This is a genomic window from Desulfurella sp. (assembly GCF_023256235.1).
Classification (GTDB): Bacteria; Campylobacterota_A; Desulfurellia; order Desulfurellales; family Desulfurellaceae; genus Desulfurella.
In genome coordinates, this window is the sequence record NZ_JAGDWY010000092.1 from 1 (window position 1) to 18476 (window position 18476).

The window sequence follows — 18476 nt, forward strand, 5'->3', positions numbered from 1 at the left end:
TACGGGAGGTTTCTATGTCAAAGCGAATTAGAATCGAACCTTCAAAGTGTATTGGTTGTAAAACATGCGAGCTTGCCTGTTCTTTTAAGCATCATGGTATGTTTGCTCCAAGCTTATCTCGCATCTACAATGAAGTATTTTTGGAAGAAGCTTCGTTTGTTACGGTTACATGCCAGCAATGTGATGATCCATGGTGTGCTAGAGCATGTCCATCTGGTGCTATAATAAAGCACCCAGATACTGGCGTGGTAGAAGTAATTGAAGAAAAATGTGTAGGCTGTAGAACATGCGTAAGCGCTTGTCCGTTTGGTATGATAAAGTATGTGGAGTACAAACAAAAAGCGGATAAATGTAACCTTTGTGGCGGCGATTACCCGGAGTGTGTCGCATTTTGCCCAACAGGTTGTCTAACATTTGAGGAAGAGGATGCACCTCTTAGGACAAAGATTCTAAACTATGTAAATGTTGTAAAAGAAGGACGATTGGAGGTGTAGTATGTTTGGTGGATGGATAGGAAATGTCTTAAGGATAAACCTCTCTAAAATGACTTATGCTTTTGAGTCTTTAAACTATGAATGGGCTAAGCTGTATTTAGGCGGCAGGGGTCTTGCTTCAAAGTATTTCATGGAAGAAGTAGACCCAACGGTTGACCCATTTTCTGAAGATAACAAGCTAATACTTGCCCCAGGACCGTTGACTGGCACATACGGTGCAGCAAATGGCCGCTATATGATGATTACAAAATCCCCTCTAACAGGCACAATTGCTTGTTCAAATTCTGGTGGTTATTTTCCAGCTGAACTAAAGTATGCAGGTATTGATCTTGTAATAATAGAAGGCAAAGCAGCTCACCCGGTTTATGTTACAATCTATAACAACCAGGTAGCCATAAAAGATGCTTCTAAAATATGGGGTAAAACCTCTGATGAAGTAGAAGATTATCTACATTCAACTTTCCATAGAGATGCAAAGATTGCTTCTATTGGTCCAGCAGGTGAAAAGCAGGTATTATTCGCAGCTATTATGAATGATAAACACAGGGCAGCAGGCAGAAGCGGTGTTGGTGCTGTAATGGGCTCAAAGAATCTAAAAGCTATAGCTGTAAGGGGCACATTGGGTGTTAAGGTAGCAGATAGAGTGAAGTTTAGAGAAGCGGCAACAGATGCTTTCAGGGCAATAAAAGAATCGCCTGTAACTTCAGCTGGGCTTCCTGCATATGGCACAGCTGTGCTTGTAAATGTTATAAATCAAAACGGCTTGCTTCCAACAAGAAACTTCCAGGCAGATATGTTTGAAGATGCAGAAAAAATATCTGGTGAAACGCTTGCTAGCACCTTGCTTGTTAGAAATAAAGCCTGTATGTCCTGCATGATAGGATGTGCAAGGGTTACAAAGCTGGTTGATCCAAGGTATAAGCTAGAAACAGGTGAGGGTCCAGAGTATGAAACAATATTTGCTTTGGGCTCAGACTGCGGTGTATCAGATTTAAATGCTATAACAAAAGCAAATTTTATCTGTAATCAATATGGTATGGATCCAATAAGCGCAGGCGCTACTGTAGCATGTGCTATGGAGATGTTTGAAAAAGGCATAATACCTCAATCCGATATAGGCATGCCTCTAAAGTTTGGAGATGCTGATGCAATGGTTAAAATGATTGAGCTAGCAGGTAAAAAAGAAGGCTTTGGAGAAAAGTTAGCTCTTGGCTCATATAGGCTTGCAAGTTTATATGGACACCCAGAGTTTTCCATGACAGTAAAAAAGCAAGAATTTCCAGCATACGATGGTAGAGTGGCTCAAGGTATGGCTTTGGAGTATGCGACATCAAACCGTGGTGCCTGCCATGTTAGAGGCTATATGATTTCACCAGAAATTATGGGTGTACCGGAAAAACTTGATCCTTATACAACAGAAAATAAAGCTTTCTGGACAAAAACTTTCCAGGATGTGACAGCAGTTGTGGACTCTGTAGGTATGTGTTTGTTTACCACATTTGCAATAAACATAAACCACATAACAAACCTATTTACTGCCGCTACAGGCTTGGATTACACTCAAGATGATATGATGAAAGCAGGAGAGCGCATATATAATATAGAGCGCTTATTTAACCTCAAAGCTGGTATTGATCCATCCCAGGACACACTTCCAAAACGCTTGCTTGAAGAGCCAGTAAAAGAAGGCCCGGCAAAAGGCATGGTTGCAAAGTTATCTGAGCTTTTGCCTCAATACTACAAAGAGCGCGGCTGGGGATCTGACGGAGTGCCAACGCAAGAAAAACTAAAAGAGCTAAATATTGCATAAAATCTTAAGCGCAAAGTCTTCGAAGACTTTGCGCTTAAGACCAAAGCGGGGGATAAATGCACTATGATTTAATTATAATAGGCAACTCAGCAGCGGGTTTAAGTGCAATAAAAACTATAAGAGCTTTTGATAAGAAAATGTCTGTTGCTGTATTTGATAAAGAAGCTGAACCTGCATACTCAAGGGTCCTAACACCTTACTATGCAGGATTTGATACAGATAAAGATCATCTCTACATTGTAGATGAAAGCTTTTATCCAAAAAATGGTATTGATGCTTATTTAGGAGATGAAGTATTTAGAGTTGATACAAATAAAAAAACAATCTATACCCAGTTTGATACATATACATACAGGTATTTGCTTATTGCAGTAGGTGCTTTCGCAAAACAGTCGCATATAAAGCATGAAAAGGTGTTAACGTTGAGAAATATATCCGATGCAGATAAATTGCGCAAGTTATTTTCAGATGCAAAATCTGTTGCGGCACTTGGTGCAGGTCTTGTTAGTTTACCAACGCTATCTCATTTAAAAGACGATGTTAAAAAACACATAATAGTTTCATCTGATAGAATTTTTTCTCAGGTTGTGGATAAAAGCGCTTCATATATCTTAGAAGAAATATTTAAAAACAAAAATGTATTTATCTACAAACATGATGATGTAGAAAGCATAAAAGATAACGCAGATGGCTCAATAAAACTTAGCTTAAAATCCAATCATCAAATAGATTGTGATTTACTCCTTGTGGGAAAAGGTGTTGTGCCTAATGTAGATTTTCTAAAAGGCGAGATAGAAACAGACAAAGGAATCGTAATAGACGATTTTTGTAAAACAAGTGCTCAGGATGTTTATGCAGCTGGCGATTGCGCTCAAGGTAGAGATTTTGTCACAGGAAAAAGTGTTATTCAAGGTAACTGGATAACGGCAGTTGAGCAAGCAATTATTGCTGCAAAAAATATTTTAGGTATAAATGTAGCCTACGACGGTAGTATAAAAAACAACACAACAGAGGTCTTTGGTATAGATGTTGCTGTTGTTGGTTACAATAAAGATGATGCACAGAATATAGAGTTTTACGATCCAGACAGGTTTTTTTATAGAAAACTTTTTTTTGACGAATCTGGTTTTATAATTGGAGCAACACTTATTAAAGACACAAACGATGCAGGACTTTACTATAATCTAGTAAAAACACGCACCAAAATAGATATTTTTCATAATCTAAATCAATTTATGAACTATCCAAAATTTTTAAGTGAGCTTAACTATAGGTAGGTGATCATGACCACATTTTATGAAGCAATCCAATCAATTCAGCCAAAGCTTGTAACTCAAACCCAAGAGGTTGATTTAATTGAGTCTATAAACAGAGTACTGGCAATTGATATTATATCAAATATAGATTTTCCCCCATTTAACAAAGCCACAATGGACGGTTTTGCTTTCAGATTTGAAGATGATTTGCCCAAAAGGCTTAAAATCCAGGATGTAATTTATGCAGGCCAAGAAACAAACATTCAAACCCAAAAAGGGTATTGTGTGCGTATAATGACAGGCGCCAAAGTGCCAGATGATTGCGATAGTGTTGTAGAATTTGAAGCTGTCATAGAAAAAGACGGTTTTATTGAATTTATAAAACCACCAAAGAAAGGCTCAAATATAGCTTACCTTGGAGAAGATTTAAAAAAGAATGAGCTTGTATTAAAAGAAGGTACTCTAATAAAACCAAATATGATCAATTTACTTGCACAACTTGGCTATAAAAGCGTAAAAGTTTACAGAAAATTAAATATTGGCGTTATTACAACAGGCGATGAGCTAGTTGATATTGGTGAGCCACAAAAACCATCAAGCGTTGTTGACACCTCGCGCTACAGTTTAATTGCCCAGATAAGACAGTTTAATCAAGAAGCGATTGATTATGGACGTATTTTAGATGACCCACAAAAGATACAACATACACTTAATAGTGCTACCTTAAACTGTGATATCGTAATAATAACAGGCGGATCTTCATTTGGCGATAAGGATTATACCCAGGAAGCGCTAAACGCCATAGGCGCCAAAATACTAATTAGAACCATTGATATGAAACCAGGAAGACCAACAATTATAGCAAAAAAAGGCAATTGTTTTATTATTGGTTCACCTGGAAACCCGGTATCAACATTTAGTGTCTTTAGGTTGTTTGTAGGAAATATTATTTCAAAGATGTTAAAATGCAAAGATTTTGATGTGGATTTTCTAAAGTGCAAGATTGATTTTGATTACAAAAAGAAATCGGATAGGATGCATTTTTTGCCAACAAAAGTAGTTTTTTGCCAAGACGGTTATGTAGCCTATAAGATAAATTACAATGGTTCTGGTGACTTTAGTGCCCTATCTAAAGCAAATGCGTTTTTAGCTATACCAAAAGAAGTAGAAATTGCAAAAAAAGGTGAGATGCTCGAATTCTTTTTTATATAGGAGGTACTTTATGAAACTATTTTCCAGGCTTGTATTGGTAATTGCGGTATTATTTTTTGCAAGCACATCATTTGCTAGCACGCTTGTTGTTATGCAGGCAGGAAGTTTGGCTAAACCGTTTAAAGAAATTGAAGAAGCTTTCAACAAGACTTATCACACAAATGTAAAGTTTCAAAATGAAGCTTTTGGCAGTGTAAAGATTGTGAGAATGATTACAGATTTGCATGCCACACCGGATATTGTTGCATTGGCTGATTATTCTTTGTTTCCAAAAGACTTGATGCCAAAATACACAAGCTGGTATTTGCAGTTTTCTACAAATCAGGAGGTATTGTCATATACGCCAAAAAGCAAATATGCAAAACAAATCAATTCAAACAACTGGTATGAGATACTTTCAAAAAAAGATGTTAGCTGGGGTTACGGCAACCCAAACCTTGACCCAGGTGGTTATACAGCCGTTATGGTTTTAAAACTTGCTTCTATTTATTATCATAAGCCTCAACTTGCAGATTATCTTTTATCGCATGTAAATAAAAACAACATAAGACCAAAAGCTGAAGATTTGATTGCTTATCTAAAAGCAGGAGAGCTTGATTACGCTTTTGAGTATTTATCCATAGCAAAACAGTATGGTTTAGACTATGTACAATTACCAAATGAAATAAACTTTGGTGATCCAAAATATGCAAAATATTATTCACAGGTATCATTTAAGTTAAAATCCGGTAAAGTAGCACCCGGTATACCAATAATTTATGGCATATCAATACCCAATCAGGCAAAACACAAAGAACTGGCTGCAAAGTTTTTAGCCTTTTTAATTTCAAAAGAAGGTCAAAAAATATTAAGCGACAGCGGACAGCCCGCAATCAGTCCAGCTATAGCTGTAGGGGACATAGCTCAGATACCGCCAGTTGTTAAAAAATTGACTAAGTGAGAGGAAGCTTTTCCTCTCTTATCAATATGAAGCACAATTATTTAAGCGATAAAGCTCTAAAAGTTTCATTTTTAATCATAAGCATTTTTGTGCTTGTTTTTATAATTGTTCCTCTTGCGCGTCTTGTACTGTTTATAAATCCAAAAACTGTTAGCGTAATAGAGCAAAGTTCTGTATTGGAAGCAATTTTTAATAGCCTTTCTTTATCGTTTGTTTGCGGATTGATGTCTATAATAGTTGGTGTGCCATTTGCTTATCTTTTATCTAAAAATTTTTTCAAAAAATTCAACAAGCTTGTAGAAACAATATCTGATATTCCAATTTCTATACCACACACTGTAGCTGGTATCGCTTTGTTATTCATATATGGCAGAGAAGGTATTATCGGCAGTCTTTCTTATGAGTTATTTAGATTTCAGATTACAGGTACGCGCATTGCCATTACTATAGCAATGTTGTTTGTGTCTTTGCCGTATATGGTTAATGCAGCTAAAGAAAGTTTTAAAAGCATTGATAAAGAACTAGAGAAAACAGCAAAAATGCTGGGTGCAAGCGAGTTTAATATCTTTAAAGACATTTATATGCCATTATCAAAAAGCGCAATTTATTCTGGTTTTATATTGGTATGGGCAAGGGCTATTTCTGAGTTTGGCGCAGTTGTTATGCTTGCATATTATCCAATGACAGCTCCTGTTAAAATTTACAATGCTTTTAATGAAATGAACCTTGAGACATCAGCTGCTATTGCAGCCTACCTTTTGCTTATATGTATTGGTTTCTTTTTGACGCTTAGGTTTTTGATAAAGCGATGAATGTTTTGGAAGTTGAAAATTTAAATGCTACATTTGGCAACTTTAGATTAAAAGACATAAGTTTTAGTTTAAAAGATAATAGCATTTTAGTAATACTTGGCAGAAATGGTGCAGGAAAAACCAAGTTGCTTGAGTGTTTATGTGGTTTAGAGCCTATTACATCAGGCAATATCATTCTAAAAAATACGAATATAACATGCAAAAAGCCACAGGAAAGAAAAATAGGCTATATTGGTTCAAACCTGGGATTATTTCCACACTTAAGTATTTTGGAAAACGTATCTTATGGTTTAAAATTCAATAAAGGCAAATTAAAACTCGAAGAAATAATCGATATATTCAACCTGAAAGATTTTTTAAAAAGAAAACCACACCAGCTAAGTAGCGGACAAAAACAAAGAGTCGCCCTTGCAAGAACGCTTTGCACTGACCCTGGTATTATCTTGTTTGACGAACCCACATCCGATATTTCTTACCTTGAAAAACCTCTTTTATTAAAAGAGATAAAAGCTATATTAAAAAAATTTAATTACGCAAGCTTGTTTGTAACACACGATATCACAGAAGCAATGTATGTAGCTGATTATATAGGCATTATGAGCGATGGATACCTGAAGTATGTCCAGAGTTTAAGCGAGTTTTTGATTTCTCCATACGATATGCATGGTGCAGAATTTTTGGATTTCAATATTTTAAAAGCAAAACGCACTTCGATAGATAAAGTTAGTATACAAGATCAGATTATAACTACAGACAATCTAGAATTTGATAAAGTGCTTTGTCTTATAAGACCAGATATGATTATTTTAACAAGACAAAAAACAAATCTTGAAAATTGTATACCATGCGAGGTAATGGATTATAGTTTCAACGGACATGTGTATAATGTTTATTTAAATTGTGGCTTTAAGCTAAAAGTAAGCCTCACAAAATACTATTTTGACGAGCTGAATATAAAAATTGGCACCAATATTTATGCAAGCTTTTCTAGAACGTCTATTAGAATTTTGCCAGATCAATAGTTGAAAAAAATTACATTATAGCTAATATATTCAATATTAAATGCTTTATGGCAAAGAGCCATTTTTGCATTGAAGGTAATAAATTTAAATTTTTAGAAAGGAAAAGTAATGAGAATAGCTACATGGAACGTAAACTCTATTAGAGTTAGGCTTGATAAAATTTTAGATTGGATAACCCAAAAAAACATAGATGTTATAGCTATGCAAGAAATTAAAGCACCAGATGATAAATTTCCATATAATAATTTCAAAGATTTAGGTTATAATGTTGAAAGTTTTGGAGAAGTTGGTTTTAATGGTGTTGCAATTGCTTCGAAATTCCCAATGGAAAACGTTAAAAAAGGTTTCGCACTTGATGCAAGAGCCCAAAAGCGTATGATAAGCTGCGAAATTAATAGTATTAAAATTATAAATGTGTACATACCAAACGGTAAACAGGTTGGAACAGGTGATTATTACTATAAGTTAGATTACCTTTCTAAATTAAAAGAGTATTTAATTTCTTTAATGAAAGATACAAAACAAATAATACTTATGGGTGATTTAAATGTTGCATTATCAGACCTGGATGTTTATAATAGCTCGCAGATGAGTGATCAAATCGGCTTTACACACTCAGAGAAAAATGCCTTACAGGATATATTAAACATCGGTTTTTTTGATGTATGTCGCGAGTTTTATAAAGACAAAAAACTATTTAGTTTTTGGGATTATAGAGCAAATTCTTTTTTAAGAAACAAAGGCATGAGGGTAGATTATATTTTGACAACAAAAGAAATTTTTGAAAAAGTCGTGTTTTGCGATATAGACGAAAAAGAACGTGCAAAGCCTGGTGCATCTGACCACGCACCAGTTTATGCAAAAGTAAACATAAATACAGGCGGTGTATCATGAATTATCAGGACATACCACTAAAATTATCGGAGTTTTGGAAATCCAAAGGCTGTGTAATATTGCAACCCTACGACATTGAGTCTGGTGCGGGTACATTTCATCCTGCTACAGTATTAAAATCGCTTGGCGATAAGCCTTGGAGTGTTGCCTATACTGCTCCTTCAAGAAGACCAACCGATGGCAGGTATGGTGAAAATCCCAATAGACTCCAACATTACTACCAATATCAAGTAATTATTAAGCCTTCCCCGGAAGATATTCAGGACATGTATTTAGAAAGCCTTGAATTTTTAGGCATATCGGTAAAGCAACACGACATAAGGTTTGTTGAAGATAACTGGGAATCTCCTACGCTTGGCGCATGGGGTCTTGGCTGGGAAGTATGGTTAGATGGTATGGAAGTAACCCAGTTTACATATTTTCAACAGATTGGTGGTGTGGATTTAAAACTTATACCTGTTGAGATTACATACGGTACAGAACGATTGGGTATGTATATTCAGGGCGTTGAAAATGTTTTTGATATGAAATTTAATGATAAACTCACATATGGTGATATTCATAAAGCCGATGAGTGGGAGTATTCTACATACAATTTTGAAGTTGCTGATGTAAAAATGCTTTTTGAGTTATTTAACATGTTTGAAAATGAATCAAACAGGTGCATACAGGCTAATCTTATAAGGCCAGCGTATGATTATTGTATTAAATGTTCTCATGTTTTTAACCTGCTTGATGCAAGGAGTGCAATTAGCGTATCAGAGCGTACGCATTATATAAAAAGAGTGCGCGATCTGGCTGTTGCCATAGCAAAAGCTTATGTAGGAGAAAGCCAATGAGGGTATTGTTTGAATTGTTAACAGAAGAATTACCAGCAAAAGAGTTGCTTAATATAAATGATAGCTTGCTTTGTGCGGCTTTGGATAAGCATAATGTTGATTATCAGAGTGCCAGTGTATATTTTACGCCAAGACGCATAGCTGCTATAATTAATTGTAAAGAGTTTACAAAACAGCAAAATCAAAAAATTTTTGGACCGCCAAAAAACGTATGTTTTGACAAAGATAATAATCCAACAAAAGCTCTATTAAGTTTTTTAGAAAAAAACAATGCAAATATTGATGAGTGCTTTTTTGAAAATACAAGCAAAGGTACTTATGCGTGCGTTTTTGCAAAACAAACACAAAAGTTAGTAAAAGAGCTTTTATGCAGTATTTTTAGTGAATTTTTAAGCTCAATCCCATTTGAAAAGCAAATGCGCTGGGGAAGTGGCGATTTTGTTTTTTTAAGGCCCGTACACAATTTGGTGCTTTTAGCTGACAACGAAGTGATAGAATGTTCTTTGTTTGGCAAGCCTAGCGTTTCTTACACATTTGGTCACAGATTTTTGGCTTGCCACAAAATAGATTTAATATCAAAAGACTACAAGGAAGAACTTAAAAAGCACTATGTAATAGTAGATCAACATGCAAGGAAATCAATTATTAAAGATTCGCTTGAAAAACTATCAAACGCGCAAAAGCGCTATGTTTTAGATGAGGATTTGTTAAATGAAGTTGTAAATTTGGTAGAATATCCAAATTGCCTGGAAGGTACTTTTGAAGAAGAGTTTCTCAAATTGCCCCAGGAAGTTTTAATAAGTTCAATGAAAGCCAATCAAAAATACTTTTACTCTTTAAACAATGGTAAGCTTACAAATAAATTTTGCATAGTTTCAAACATGATTACAGATGATGATTCAGTTATTGTAAAAGGGAATGAACGTGTTTTAAGGGCTCGTTTTAAAGATGCAGCCTTTTTCTATGAAGAAGATTTAAAAGTCAAGTTGTCAGACCTGGTAGATAAGCTAAGACATATGCTTTTTCATAAAAAACTAGGGTCAATGTATGATAGAGTGGAGAGGCTTGTTGAGCTTACCAAAAAAATAGCAGGTAATATTGGTGCAGATGTAGATGTGGCGCAGCGTGCAGCATATTTATCAAAAGCAGATCTTTTAACCCATATGGTTTATGAATTTCCAGAAGTACAAGGTATAATGGGCTCAATTATTGCAAAAAAGCAATTAGAAAAAGAGCTTGTAGCAAACTGCATATACGAACAGTATTTACCCAAGGATGAAGTTTACCCTAAAACAAAAGAAGGTATAGCTCTATCATTAGCTGATAAGTTTGATTTGATTGTTGGTGGTATGATAGCTGATCTAAAGCCAAGTGGCAATAAAGATCCCTACGGACTGCGCCGGGCAGCTCTTTCGATTATAAAAATTGCATTAAACACAAAACTAAATTTTAATATTAAAGATATTGTTGAATTTTCGGCAAATCTTTATGATAAACAAGGAAAGCCTCAATTAAATTCAGTAAGCCAAACACTTGAATTTATAAAAGTGAGATTTATAAATATGTTCGAAGAACATAGCCAGATTGTAAAAGCTGTGGTTGAGGTTGATTTTAGCGATATTTACGATGCATTTTTAAAAATCGAGGCATTAAAAGATTTTTACACTCAAAGCAATGAAGACGATTTGTATAGCATAAAAAGGGTGTTTAATATAGTGCCAGATGGTTTTAAAAAAATAGATGTTGATCGTGAGCTTTTTGTTTTTAACGAAGAAGCTAAATTTTTTGAATTTGTAGAATCTTTAAAACAAAATCTGGAAAAATTTTTGCAAACTAAAGATTATTTATCTTATTTAAAAAACATGATAGACAACAATATAATATCAAGTTTTTTTGATAATGTTCTTATTATGGATAAGGATGAAAAAATCAAAAATAATAGATTGGCTTTATTAAACAACTACAAACAATTAGTATTAAAAGTAGCAAATTTTAAATATTTAAACATTTAAAGGTGAGTGTATGATTAGACTTAAAGACACTTTGGGTTTGACATTTAACGATGTGCTTTTAATTCCAAGAAAATCTCATGTTTTACCTAACGAAGTTGATACAAGTACAAACCTGACAAACAGGTATGCATTAAAGATTCCAATAATTTCAGCCGCCATGGATACAGTTACAGAATATAGGATGGCAATAGGCATGGCAAGAAACGGAGGCCTTGGTGTTATACATAAAAACATGACTATAGAAGAACAGGTAAGGCAGGTAATTAGGGTCAAAAAAAGTGAGAGCGGTATGATAACGGATCCTATTGTTATTCACCCGGATGCTACGATAAATGATTGCCTTAATTTGATGCGGAACTACCATATATCTGGCATACCGGTAACTGATAACAATAATACACTCGTTGGCATTATAACTAATAGAGATTTAAGATTCGAGACAGATTATACAAAAAAAGTAAAAGACCTAATGACTTCTAAAGGTTTAATTGTAGCTCCAGAAGGTACAACGCTCAAAGAAGCAATTGAATATCTCAAAAAAAATAAAATCGAAAAATTACCCATTGTAGATAAAGATTATAAATTGAAAGGTTTAATTACAATAAAAGATATAATAAAAAAAGAAGAGTACCCGGACGCTACAAAAGATTCAAAAGGCAGGCTTTTGGTAGCTGCAAGTGTTGGCACAAAAGATGGTGAATCAAGAGCTAAAGCACTTTTAGAAGCAGGTGCTGATATTATAGTATTAGATTCAGCGCATGGACACTCTGTAAAAGTATTAAAGACTATAGAAAGGATAAAGTCTAAGTTTGACTGCTGTGTAATAGGTGGTAATGTAGCCACACGCGAAGGAACAAGAAGTTTAATAGAAGCTGGTGCTGATGTTGTAAAAGTAGGCATTGGACCTGGATCTATTTGTACAACACGCATTATTGCAGGTGTTGGCGTACCGCAGATTACAGCAATTTCAGAATGCGCAGAAGAAGCTGACAAATTTAGTATAAAAATTATTGCTGATGGCGGAATTAAGTATTCTGGTGATATAGTAAAGGCGCTAGCTGCAGGTGCCGCATGTGTAATGATTGGCAACTTGCTTGCAGGCGTAGAAGAATCACCTGGTGAGTCTATTATATACCAAGGCAGAAAGTACAAAGTTTACAGAGGTATGGGATCGCTTTCTGCAATGGAAAAAGGCGGCAAGGAAAGGTATTTCCAGGACGAAGTTGAGCCTGAAAAGTTTGTGCCAGAAGGTATTGAAGGTAGAGTTCCCTATAAAGGTGAATTAAAAGATGTATTATACCAGCTTGTTGGTGGTCTGAAGGCAGGCATGGGTTATACTGGTTCAAAAACCATTGAAGAGCTTAGAGAAGTGCCATTTATTCAGATTTCAGAAAACTCATGGAGAGAAAGTCATGTTCACGATGTTATTATTACAAAAGAAGCGCCTAACTATAATATTTAGTGTTTTATTCTTAGTTTTAAATAATATTGCATATGCGCGCGATATTGAAGTATATTTTACACCATCTGATGTGCCTATAGAAAAGATTGTTAACCTTATAGACCACTCAAAAAAGTCTATTGATGTCGCTATGTACTCATTTACATCAAGACCTCTTGCTCAAAGCCTAATAAATGCGAAAAAGCGCGGCGTAAAAGTGCGATTGCTACTTGATGGAGAATGGAATAGCCCAAAAAATAAATATTCAAAATTTGCTTATTTAATAAAACATGGTATTGATATCAGATTTGCAAAGCCACACAGATATTACGATAGATACGGCATAATGCATAATAAGTTTGCCATTTTTGACGATAAAATTGTTGAAACGGGCTCTCTCAACTGGACTGCACAGGCTCCTAAGGCAAACGATGAAAATGTTTTAATTATTGATAGGTCAGATATTGCAAATATTTACAAAAAACAATTTGAGGAATTATGGAATCAAGCGCTGCCTGCAAAAGAATAATTGATGCTAATTTGAATCGTTCAAAAGAAGCTCTTCGTGTAGTTGAAGATATAATAAGGTTTGGATATGATGATGAAGAATTAGCAACTTTCTCTAAAAGCATACGTGCACTTTTAGGTTCTATTGCAAAAAAACATATTGATTCAATTGAACACAGAGATACACAAAATGACTGTTTAACAAAAGTAACACTGAAAGAAGAAAAAAATAGAGATTCTTTATTTGATGTTTTAATTGCAAACTTTAAAAGAACCGAGGAATCTTTACGTGTTTTGGAAGAAGTCTTTAAATTAATTAATATTGACAGTTCATTATTATGCAAACAGGCAAGATACGATACTTATATACTGGAAAAAAAAGTATATGATAGATATAAAAAACATTAGAAATTTTTCAATCATAGCCCATATTGACCATGGCAAATCAACGCTTGCTGATAGACTGATTGAAAAAACCGGCTCTCTTGATAAAAGGCAGATGAAAGATCAGGTTTTAGATAATCTTGAAGTGGAACGCAGGCATGGTATAACCGTAAAAGCTCAAGCTGTTAGAATGGAGTATTTATACGATGGTGTCTTATACGAATTAAATATGATTGATACTCCAGGCCATGCTGATTTTACATACGAGGTATCAAAAAGCTTATCGGCATGCGAGGGTGCATTGCTTGTAGTTGATGCCACACAAGGTGTTGAGGCACAAACGGTTGCAAATTTATATTTAGCTTTAGAAAACAACCTTGAAATAATACCTGTTATAAACAAAATAGATTTACCCACAGCAGATATAGAAAAAACAAAAAGTGAAATAGAAAATTTGGGTTTAGATGCTTCCGGTGCTATTTTGATTTCAGCAAAAAACGATATAGGTACCGATAAAGTTTTGGAAGCCATAATAAAATATATACCTCCACCAAAAATCAATAACGAAGAGACACTTAAAGCTCTTATTATTGATTCATGGTATGATAACTATAAAGGTGTTGTTTGTCTTGTTAGAGTATTTGAAGGCGAAATCAAGATTAGCGATCGTATAATGATATTTTCAAATAAAAAAGAGTATAATGTTGAAAGTATAAGCGTATTGACACCAAAACCAAAAGAAATAGAAACTTTGCATGCCGGTGAAGTTGGTATTTTAATATCCAATATTAAAAATATAGAAGATGTGCTTGTTGGTGATACTATTACGCTTGCAAGTAACCCAGCAAAAGAAGCGCTTAAAGGTTTTAAAAAAATAAAGCCATTTGTATATGCTGGCATATACCCCACAGACACGGAAAAATACGATGATTTAAAAGAAGGTTTAGAAAAACTTAAATTAAATGACTCAAGTTTGGAATTTGAACCAGAAAAAAGCGATTCTTTAGGTTTTGGCTTTAGATGTGGTTTTTTAGGCATGCTTCATATGAATATAACAAAAGAACGCTTAGAAGAAGAATTTGATTTAGATATAGTTGTTACTACGCCATCTGTTTTGTATAAGGTAGAAAAAACCGATGGTAGCATGATTGAAGTTTCAAATCCCAAAGACTTACCTGAACCCCAATTTATTAAATCTATTTTAGAGCCTTATGTAAGCATTGATGTTATAACTCCATCTGAGTATATTGGTAGCGTATTAAACTTGTTGCAGGAAAAAAGAGGATATCAAAAAAATTTAAGCTATTTATCTGCAAATAGATGTTTAATTACCTACAGTGCTCCTTTATCTGAAACAATAACAAACTTTTATGATACGCTTAAATCAATAACAAGGGGTTATGCTTCTTTTAATTACGAATTTGAGGGATATAAGCCATCAGATCTTGTAAAAATGATCATTTTAATAAACAACGAACCAATAGATAGTTTTTCTCAAATTGTTCATAAAGATAAAGCCTACACTCAGGCTCGTGAGGTGCTAGCAAAACTCAAAGAATTTGTGCCAAGGCAATTGTTTGAGATAAGACTTCAGGCAAAAGTAGGTGGCAAAATTATAGCAAAAGAGGAAATAAAAGCTCTTCGAAAAGATGTGCTTGCAAAATGCTATGGTGGTGATATAACACGCAAAAGAAAATTGCTTGAAAAGCAAAAAGAAGGCAAAAAAAAGTTAAAACAATTAGGTAAGGTTGCTATATCAAAGGAGGCCTTTATGAAACTTTTGGAACCCACAAAAAGATAAAAAGGAGTGGTTATGTCAAAAAAATTTTGGGATTGGACAAAATCAATACTTATAGCGCTATTAATAGCGCTTTTTATAAGGACATTTTTTATTGAAGCTTTTAAAATTCCATCTGGTTCAATGGAGCCCACACTATTGCCTGGCGATTATATACTTGTAAACAAGATATCCTACGGCATAAAGATACCTTTTACGCATGAATTTTTATGGAAAGGCAAAGACCCAAAAGTTGGAGATATTGTAGTTTTTAGGTATCCACCTGACCCAAGCGTGCATTTTATTAAACGTTGCATGGGTGTACCCGGTGATACGGTTCAGATAATAAACAGGCAGGTTTACATAAATGGTAAAAAAGTCTATGAACCATACGCTTATTTTTCGAGTCCTATTATTTATCCAAGAAATGCTCAAATACCAGGCATCACAACGCCTTATGGCTCAAGGGATAATTGGGGGCCTGTTAAGGTTCCACCACATGAGTATTTTATGATGGGTGACAACAGGGATAATTCTTACGACTCAAGGTTCTGGGGTTTTGTGCCTCGCTACGATATTACAGGTGAGCCGTTTATTATTTATTTTTCAATTTATCATTGGAAAATAAGATTCAATCGAATATTTAAGATTATAAATACAAATGCTCAAGATGGAAGATAAATTTTGCGATGAAAAAATTATAAATTTACCAAATAGTTTATCTTTTTTTAGAATTATACTCATTGCTCCAACAATCTATTTACTTTTAAACGAGTTTTACAAGCAGGCTTTTTTTGTATTATTTATTGCATCAGTTACAGACTTTCTGGATGGTTTTTTGGCTAGAAAGTTAAACCAGACTACACTTATTGGCAAACTTCTTGATCCTTTGGCAGATAAAATTTTGATAAATTATGCATTTTTGCTTTTTACAATAAAAGGAGCTATACCACAATTTTTGTGGGTTACAGTATTTTTTAAAGATACAGTTTTGATTGTTGGAAGCCTTGTAATTTTGACATACAATAAAGAACATGTCATAAAAAGCTCTTATGCAGGTAAACTTGCTACATTTTTTCAAATTGTTCTTTTGCTTTATATTTTGTTTGAGAAACTTAATATTTTGCACAATAATTTAGCTTTAAGTGTTATCGTATATATAACCTTTGCATTTTCGATTTTTGCTCTGTTGCATTATGTAAAAAAAGCTTTATATTTAATTAAAGCTTAAGGGAGGTTTTTAATGAAAAAAAATGTAGGTGGACTTGACCAAAAGATTAGATATGCAATTGGTGCTGGTTTGATTTTATGTGGATTACTAAAAAAGAAAGCACTCATTGTTCCAGGCGCGATGGTGCTTGGCACTGCAATCTTGCAAAAATGTACATTGTACGATTTAATAGGTGTAAACACATATGAACGCAGACAGGATAATTAAAAAAATACTCAAAGACAATATGGGTTTGAAACCCAACGAGCGATGTCTTGTGTTTACAGATATTCTAAATGAGGATGTTGATGAAAAAGAAAAATTACGAAGGAAAAAGCTTCCATACATAGCAAAAGCTTTTTTTGAAGAAGCAAATTCATTTGCAAAAGCTTTTTACTTTGAATATGATTCACTTGGCTCACCTGCAAGTGAGCCACCTTTTGAGCTTTGGGAAATTGCTTTTGGCAAGCCCTGCACAAATCAGTTTGAACACCTAAAAGACAAAATAATTGCTAAAACTTTAAGCGACCAAGAAAAAGCTTTTATAGAAGATATTGTCAAACAAAAGTGCGATTGTGTAGATGTTATTATTGCGCTGCCAAATTATTCTACAAGCCATACATTTTTTAGAAAACTTTTAACCAATACCGCTTTAAGCAGGTATGCAAGTATGCCTTTATTTGACGAAAGTATGCTTTTTGGACCATTAAGCATTGACATAGAAGAACTAAAAGATAAAACGCTTCAAGTATACGAGGTCGTAAAAAACGCTAAAATAATAAAAATTAATGCCAAAAATGGCACACAAATAGAGTTTAATTTAGAAGGTAGAGAATTTTTAACCGATTATGGTTTATTGGATAAACCGGGTAGTTTTGGAAATTTGCCTGCCGGAGAAGTGTTTATTGCGCCAAATGAAGGCAAAACAAATGGTTATTTTGTAGCAGAGTTTGGACCTACATTTAAGTTTGATGGTAATTTATGTTTTGTTATAAAAGATGGTATGCTAAATGAAATTATAGGAAGTGATAATTACGCTAAAACGCTAAAAAAGATAATTGATCAACATCCACAAGCTGCAAATGTAGCTGAGCTTGGCATTGGTACAAACACTAAAGCAAAAGATCCACTCAATATCCTAGAAGCTGAAAAAATTTACAGAACCATACATATGGCTTTGGGAGACAATTCATCTTTTGGTGGCAAAGTTAGTGTCCCATTTCATCAGGATTTTGTACTTTTTAATCCCAGTGTGATTGTTATAAAAGACGATGGTTCTCAATATTTGAATTTTGATTAATTAGTTAAGGTGGAGGATGTATGAGTTTCAAAACAAAAATGGTTTTATACGGTGTTTTAAGTGTATTAATTTTTGTTGGTTTGTTTGGTATATACGCAATTTACTGGAATTTAAACTTAGAAAAGCAGGAAATTAACTCAACAAAAGAATTAATTATTTCATATAACAAGAAAAACTTGGTTTCCATTATAGATTCTGTGTCATCCATGATTCAAAGACCATACGAAAGGTACAAAAACGGAGAATTGAGTTTTGATGATGCAAAAGCAGTCGCGCTTGATTGGATTAAAAAGGTTAAGTACGGAAATAATAATTATATATTTGTAGTTGATAGAGATGGTGTATTGCTTGCGGACAGGGCAGACCCTTCGCTTGAGGGGAAAAATGTTTTAGACTTTAAAGATGCAAATGGTAAATATATTTTTAAAGAAATAATTTCTACTGCTTTAAAACAAGGTTCAGGTTATGTCGAATACAATTTTAAAAATCCTTCAACAAATAAAATTGATAGGAAAGTAACTTATGTAAGATACGATAAAGATTTTGGATTTATTTTAGGTACAGGG

At 34.1% G+C, this 18476-nt stretch carries 19 protein-coding genes; all 19 read left to right on the forward strand.

All coding sequences use genetic code 11. The annotated features are described in order from the left end of the window. Positions 1 to 14: 14 nt before the first annotated feature. On the forward strand, positions 15 to 494 hold the full coding sequence (locus Q0C22_RS10060) for a 4Fe-4S dicluster domain-containing protein (protein ID WP_272979485.1): 480 nt from the start codon (positions 15 to 17) through the stop codon (positions 492 to 494). Position 495: 1 nt separating this feature from the next. After that, a complete protein-coding gene (locus tag Q0C22_RS10065) occupies positions 496 to 2304 on the forward strand; it encodes an aldehyde ferredoxin oxidoreductase family protein (protein WP_291494376.1) in 1809 nt (602 codons plus the stop codon). A gap of 56 nt (positions 2305 to 2360) precedes the next feature. Next, positions 2361 to 3581 (forward strand): FAD-dependent oxidoreductase, encoded by a 1221-nt coding sequence (locus Q0C22_RS10070; protein WP_291494378.1) that lies wholly within the window; start codon positions 2361 to 2363, stop codon positions 3579 to 3581. 6 nt (positions 3582 to 3587) lie between these two features. Continuing rightward, entirely contained in the window at positions 3588 to 4772 is a 1185-nt protein-coding gene (locus Q0C22_RS10075; protein WP_291494380.1) for a molybdopterin molybdotransferase MoeA, read from the forward strand. Positions 4773 to 4782: 10 nt separating this feature from the next. Continuing rightward, a complete protein-coding gene (locus tag Q0C22_RS10080) occupies positions 4783 to 5712 on the forward strand; it encodes an extracellular solute-binding protein (protein ID WP_291494382.1) in 930 nt (309 codons plus the stop codon). A gap of 26 nt (positions 5713 to 5738) precedes the next feature. Continuing rightward, complete coding sequence (locus Q0C22_RS10085; RefSeq protein ID WP_291494384.1) at positions 5739 to 6524, forward strand: ABC transporter permease; 786 nt, start codon at positions 5739 to 5741, stop codon at positions 6522 to 6524. Further along, a complete protein-coding gene (locus Q0C22_RS10090; RefSeq protein WP_291494386.1) occupies positions 6521 to 7546 on the forward strand; it encodes an ABC transporter ATP-binding protein in 1026 nt (341 codons plus the stop codon). The genes Q0C22_RS10085 and Q0C22_RS10090 overlap by 4 nt, the downstream gene beginning before the upstream one ends. Before the next feature lie 108 nt (positions 7547 to 7654). Beyond that, positions 7655 to 8440, forward strand: coding sequence for an exodeoxyribonuclease III (xth, locus tag Q0C22_RS10095; RefSeq protein ID WP_291494388.1), 786 nt, complete (start codon positions 7655 to 7657; stop codon positions 8438 to 8440). Beyond that, on the forward strand, positions 8437 to 9279 hold the full coding sequence (locus Q0C22_RS10100) for a glycine--tRNA ligase subunit alpha (RefSeq protein ID WP_291494390.1): 843 nt from the start codon (positions 8437 to 8439) through the stop codon (positions 9277 to 9279). Before xth ends, Q0C22_RS10100 begins: the two co-directional genes overlap by 4 nt. Continuing rightward, a complete protein-coding gene (glyS, locus tag Q0C22_RS10105) occupies positions 9276 to 11291 on the forward strand; it encodes a glycine--tRNA ligase subunit beta (protein ID WP_291494392.1) in 2016 nt (671 codons plus the stop codon). The genes Q0C22_RS10100 and glyS overlap by 4 nt, the downstream gene beginning before the upstream one ends. 10 nt (positions 11292 to 11301) lie before the next feature. Then, positions 11302 to 12753, forward strand: a complete 1452-nt coding sequence (guaB, locus tag Q0C22_RS10110) for an IMP dehydrogenase (protein ID WP_291494395.1) — start codon at positions 11302 to 11304, stop codon at positions 12751 to 12753. After that, positions 12713 to 13261 (forward strand): phospholipase D family protein, encoded by a 549-nt coding sequence (locus Q0C22_RS10115; RefSeq protein WP_291494397.1) that lies wholly within the window; start codon positions 12713 to 12715, stop codon positions 13259 to 13261. Before guaB ends, Q0C22_RS10115 begins: the two co-directional genes overlap by 41 nt. Further along, positions 13231 to 13647, forward strand: coding sequence for a hypothetical protein (locus tag Q0C22_RS10120; RefSeq protein ID WP_291494398.1), 417 nt, complete (start codon positions 13231 to 13233; stop codon positions 13645 to 13647). Before Q0C22_RS10115 ends, Q0C22_RS10120 begins: the two co-directional genes overlap by 31 nt. Then, positions 13625 to 15424 carry a translation elongation factor 4 gene (gene lepA, locus Q0C22_RS10125; protein ID WP_291494400.1) on the forward strand — a complete coding sequence of 600 codons (1800 nt, stop codon included), beginning with the start codon at positions 13625 to 13627 and terminating at the stop codon, positions 15422 to 15424. The genes Q0C22_RS10120 and lepA overlap by 23 nt, the downstream gene beginning before the upstream one ends. A 12-nt stretch (positions 15425 to 15436) precedes the next feature. After that, positions 15437 to 16081 carry a signal peptidase I gene (gene lepB / locus Q0C22_RS10130; protein ID WP_092129109.1) on the forward strand — a complete coding sequence of 215 codons (645 nt, stop codon included), beginning with the start codon at positions 15437 to 15439 and terminating at the stop codon, positions 16079 to 16081. Then, positions 16071 to 16631, forward strand: a complete 561-nt coding sequence (locus Q0C22_RS10135; RefSeq protein ID WP_291494403.1) for a CDP-alcohol phosphatidyltransferase family protein — start codon at positions 16071 to 16073, stop codon at positions 16629 to 16631. Before lepB ends, Q0C22_RS10135 begins: the two co-directional genes overlap by 11 nt. 12 nt (positions 16632 to 16643) lie before the next feature. Next, positions 16644 to 16838: a DUF2892 domain-containing protein gene (locus Q0C22_RS10140; protein ID WP_287006778.1), complete on the forward strand. Its 195-nt coding sequence runs from the start codon at positions 16644 to 16646 to the stop codon at positions 16836 to 16838. Then, positions 16816 to 17910 carry an aminopeptidase gene (locus tag Q0C22_RS10145; RefSeq protein WP_291494405.1) on the forward strand — a complete coding sequence of 365 codons (1095 nt, stop codon included), beginning with the start codon at positions 16816 to 16818 and terminating at the stop codon, positions 17908 to 17910. The genes Q0C22_RS10140 and Q0C22_RS10145 overlap by 23 nt, the downstream gene beginning before the upstream one ends. Before the next feature lie 20 nt (positions 17911 to 17930). Next, positions 17931 to 18476 (forward strand): cache domain-containing protein (locus tag Q0C22_RS10150; RefSeq protein ID WP_291494407.1); only part of this gene is annotated, 546 nt, incomplete at its 3' end.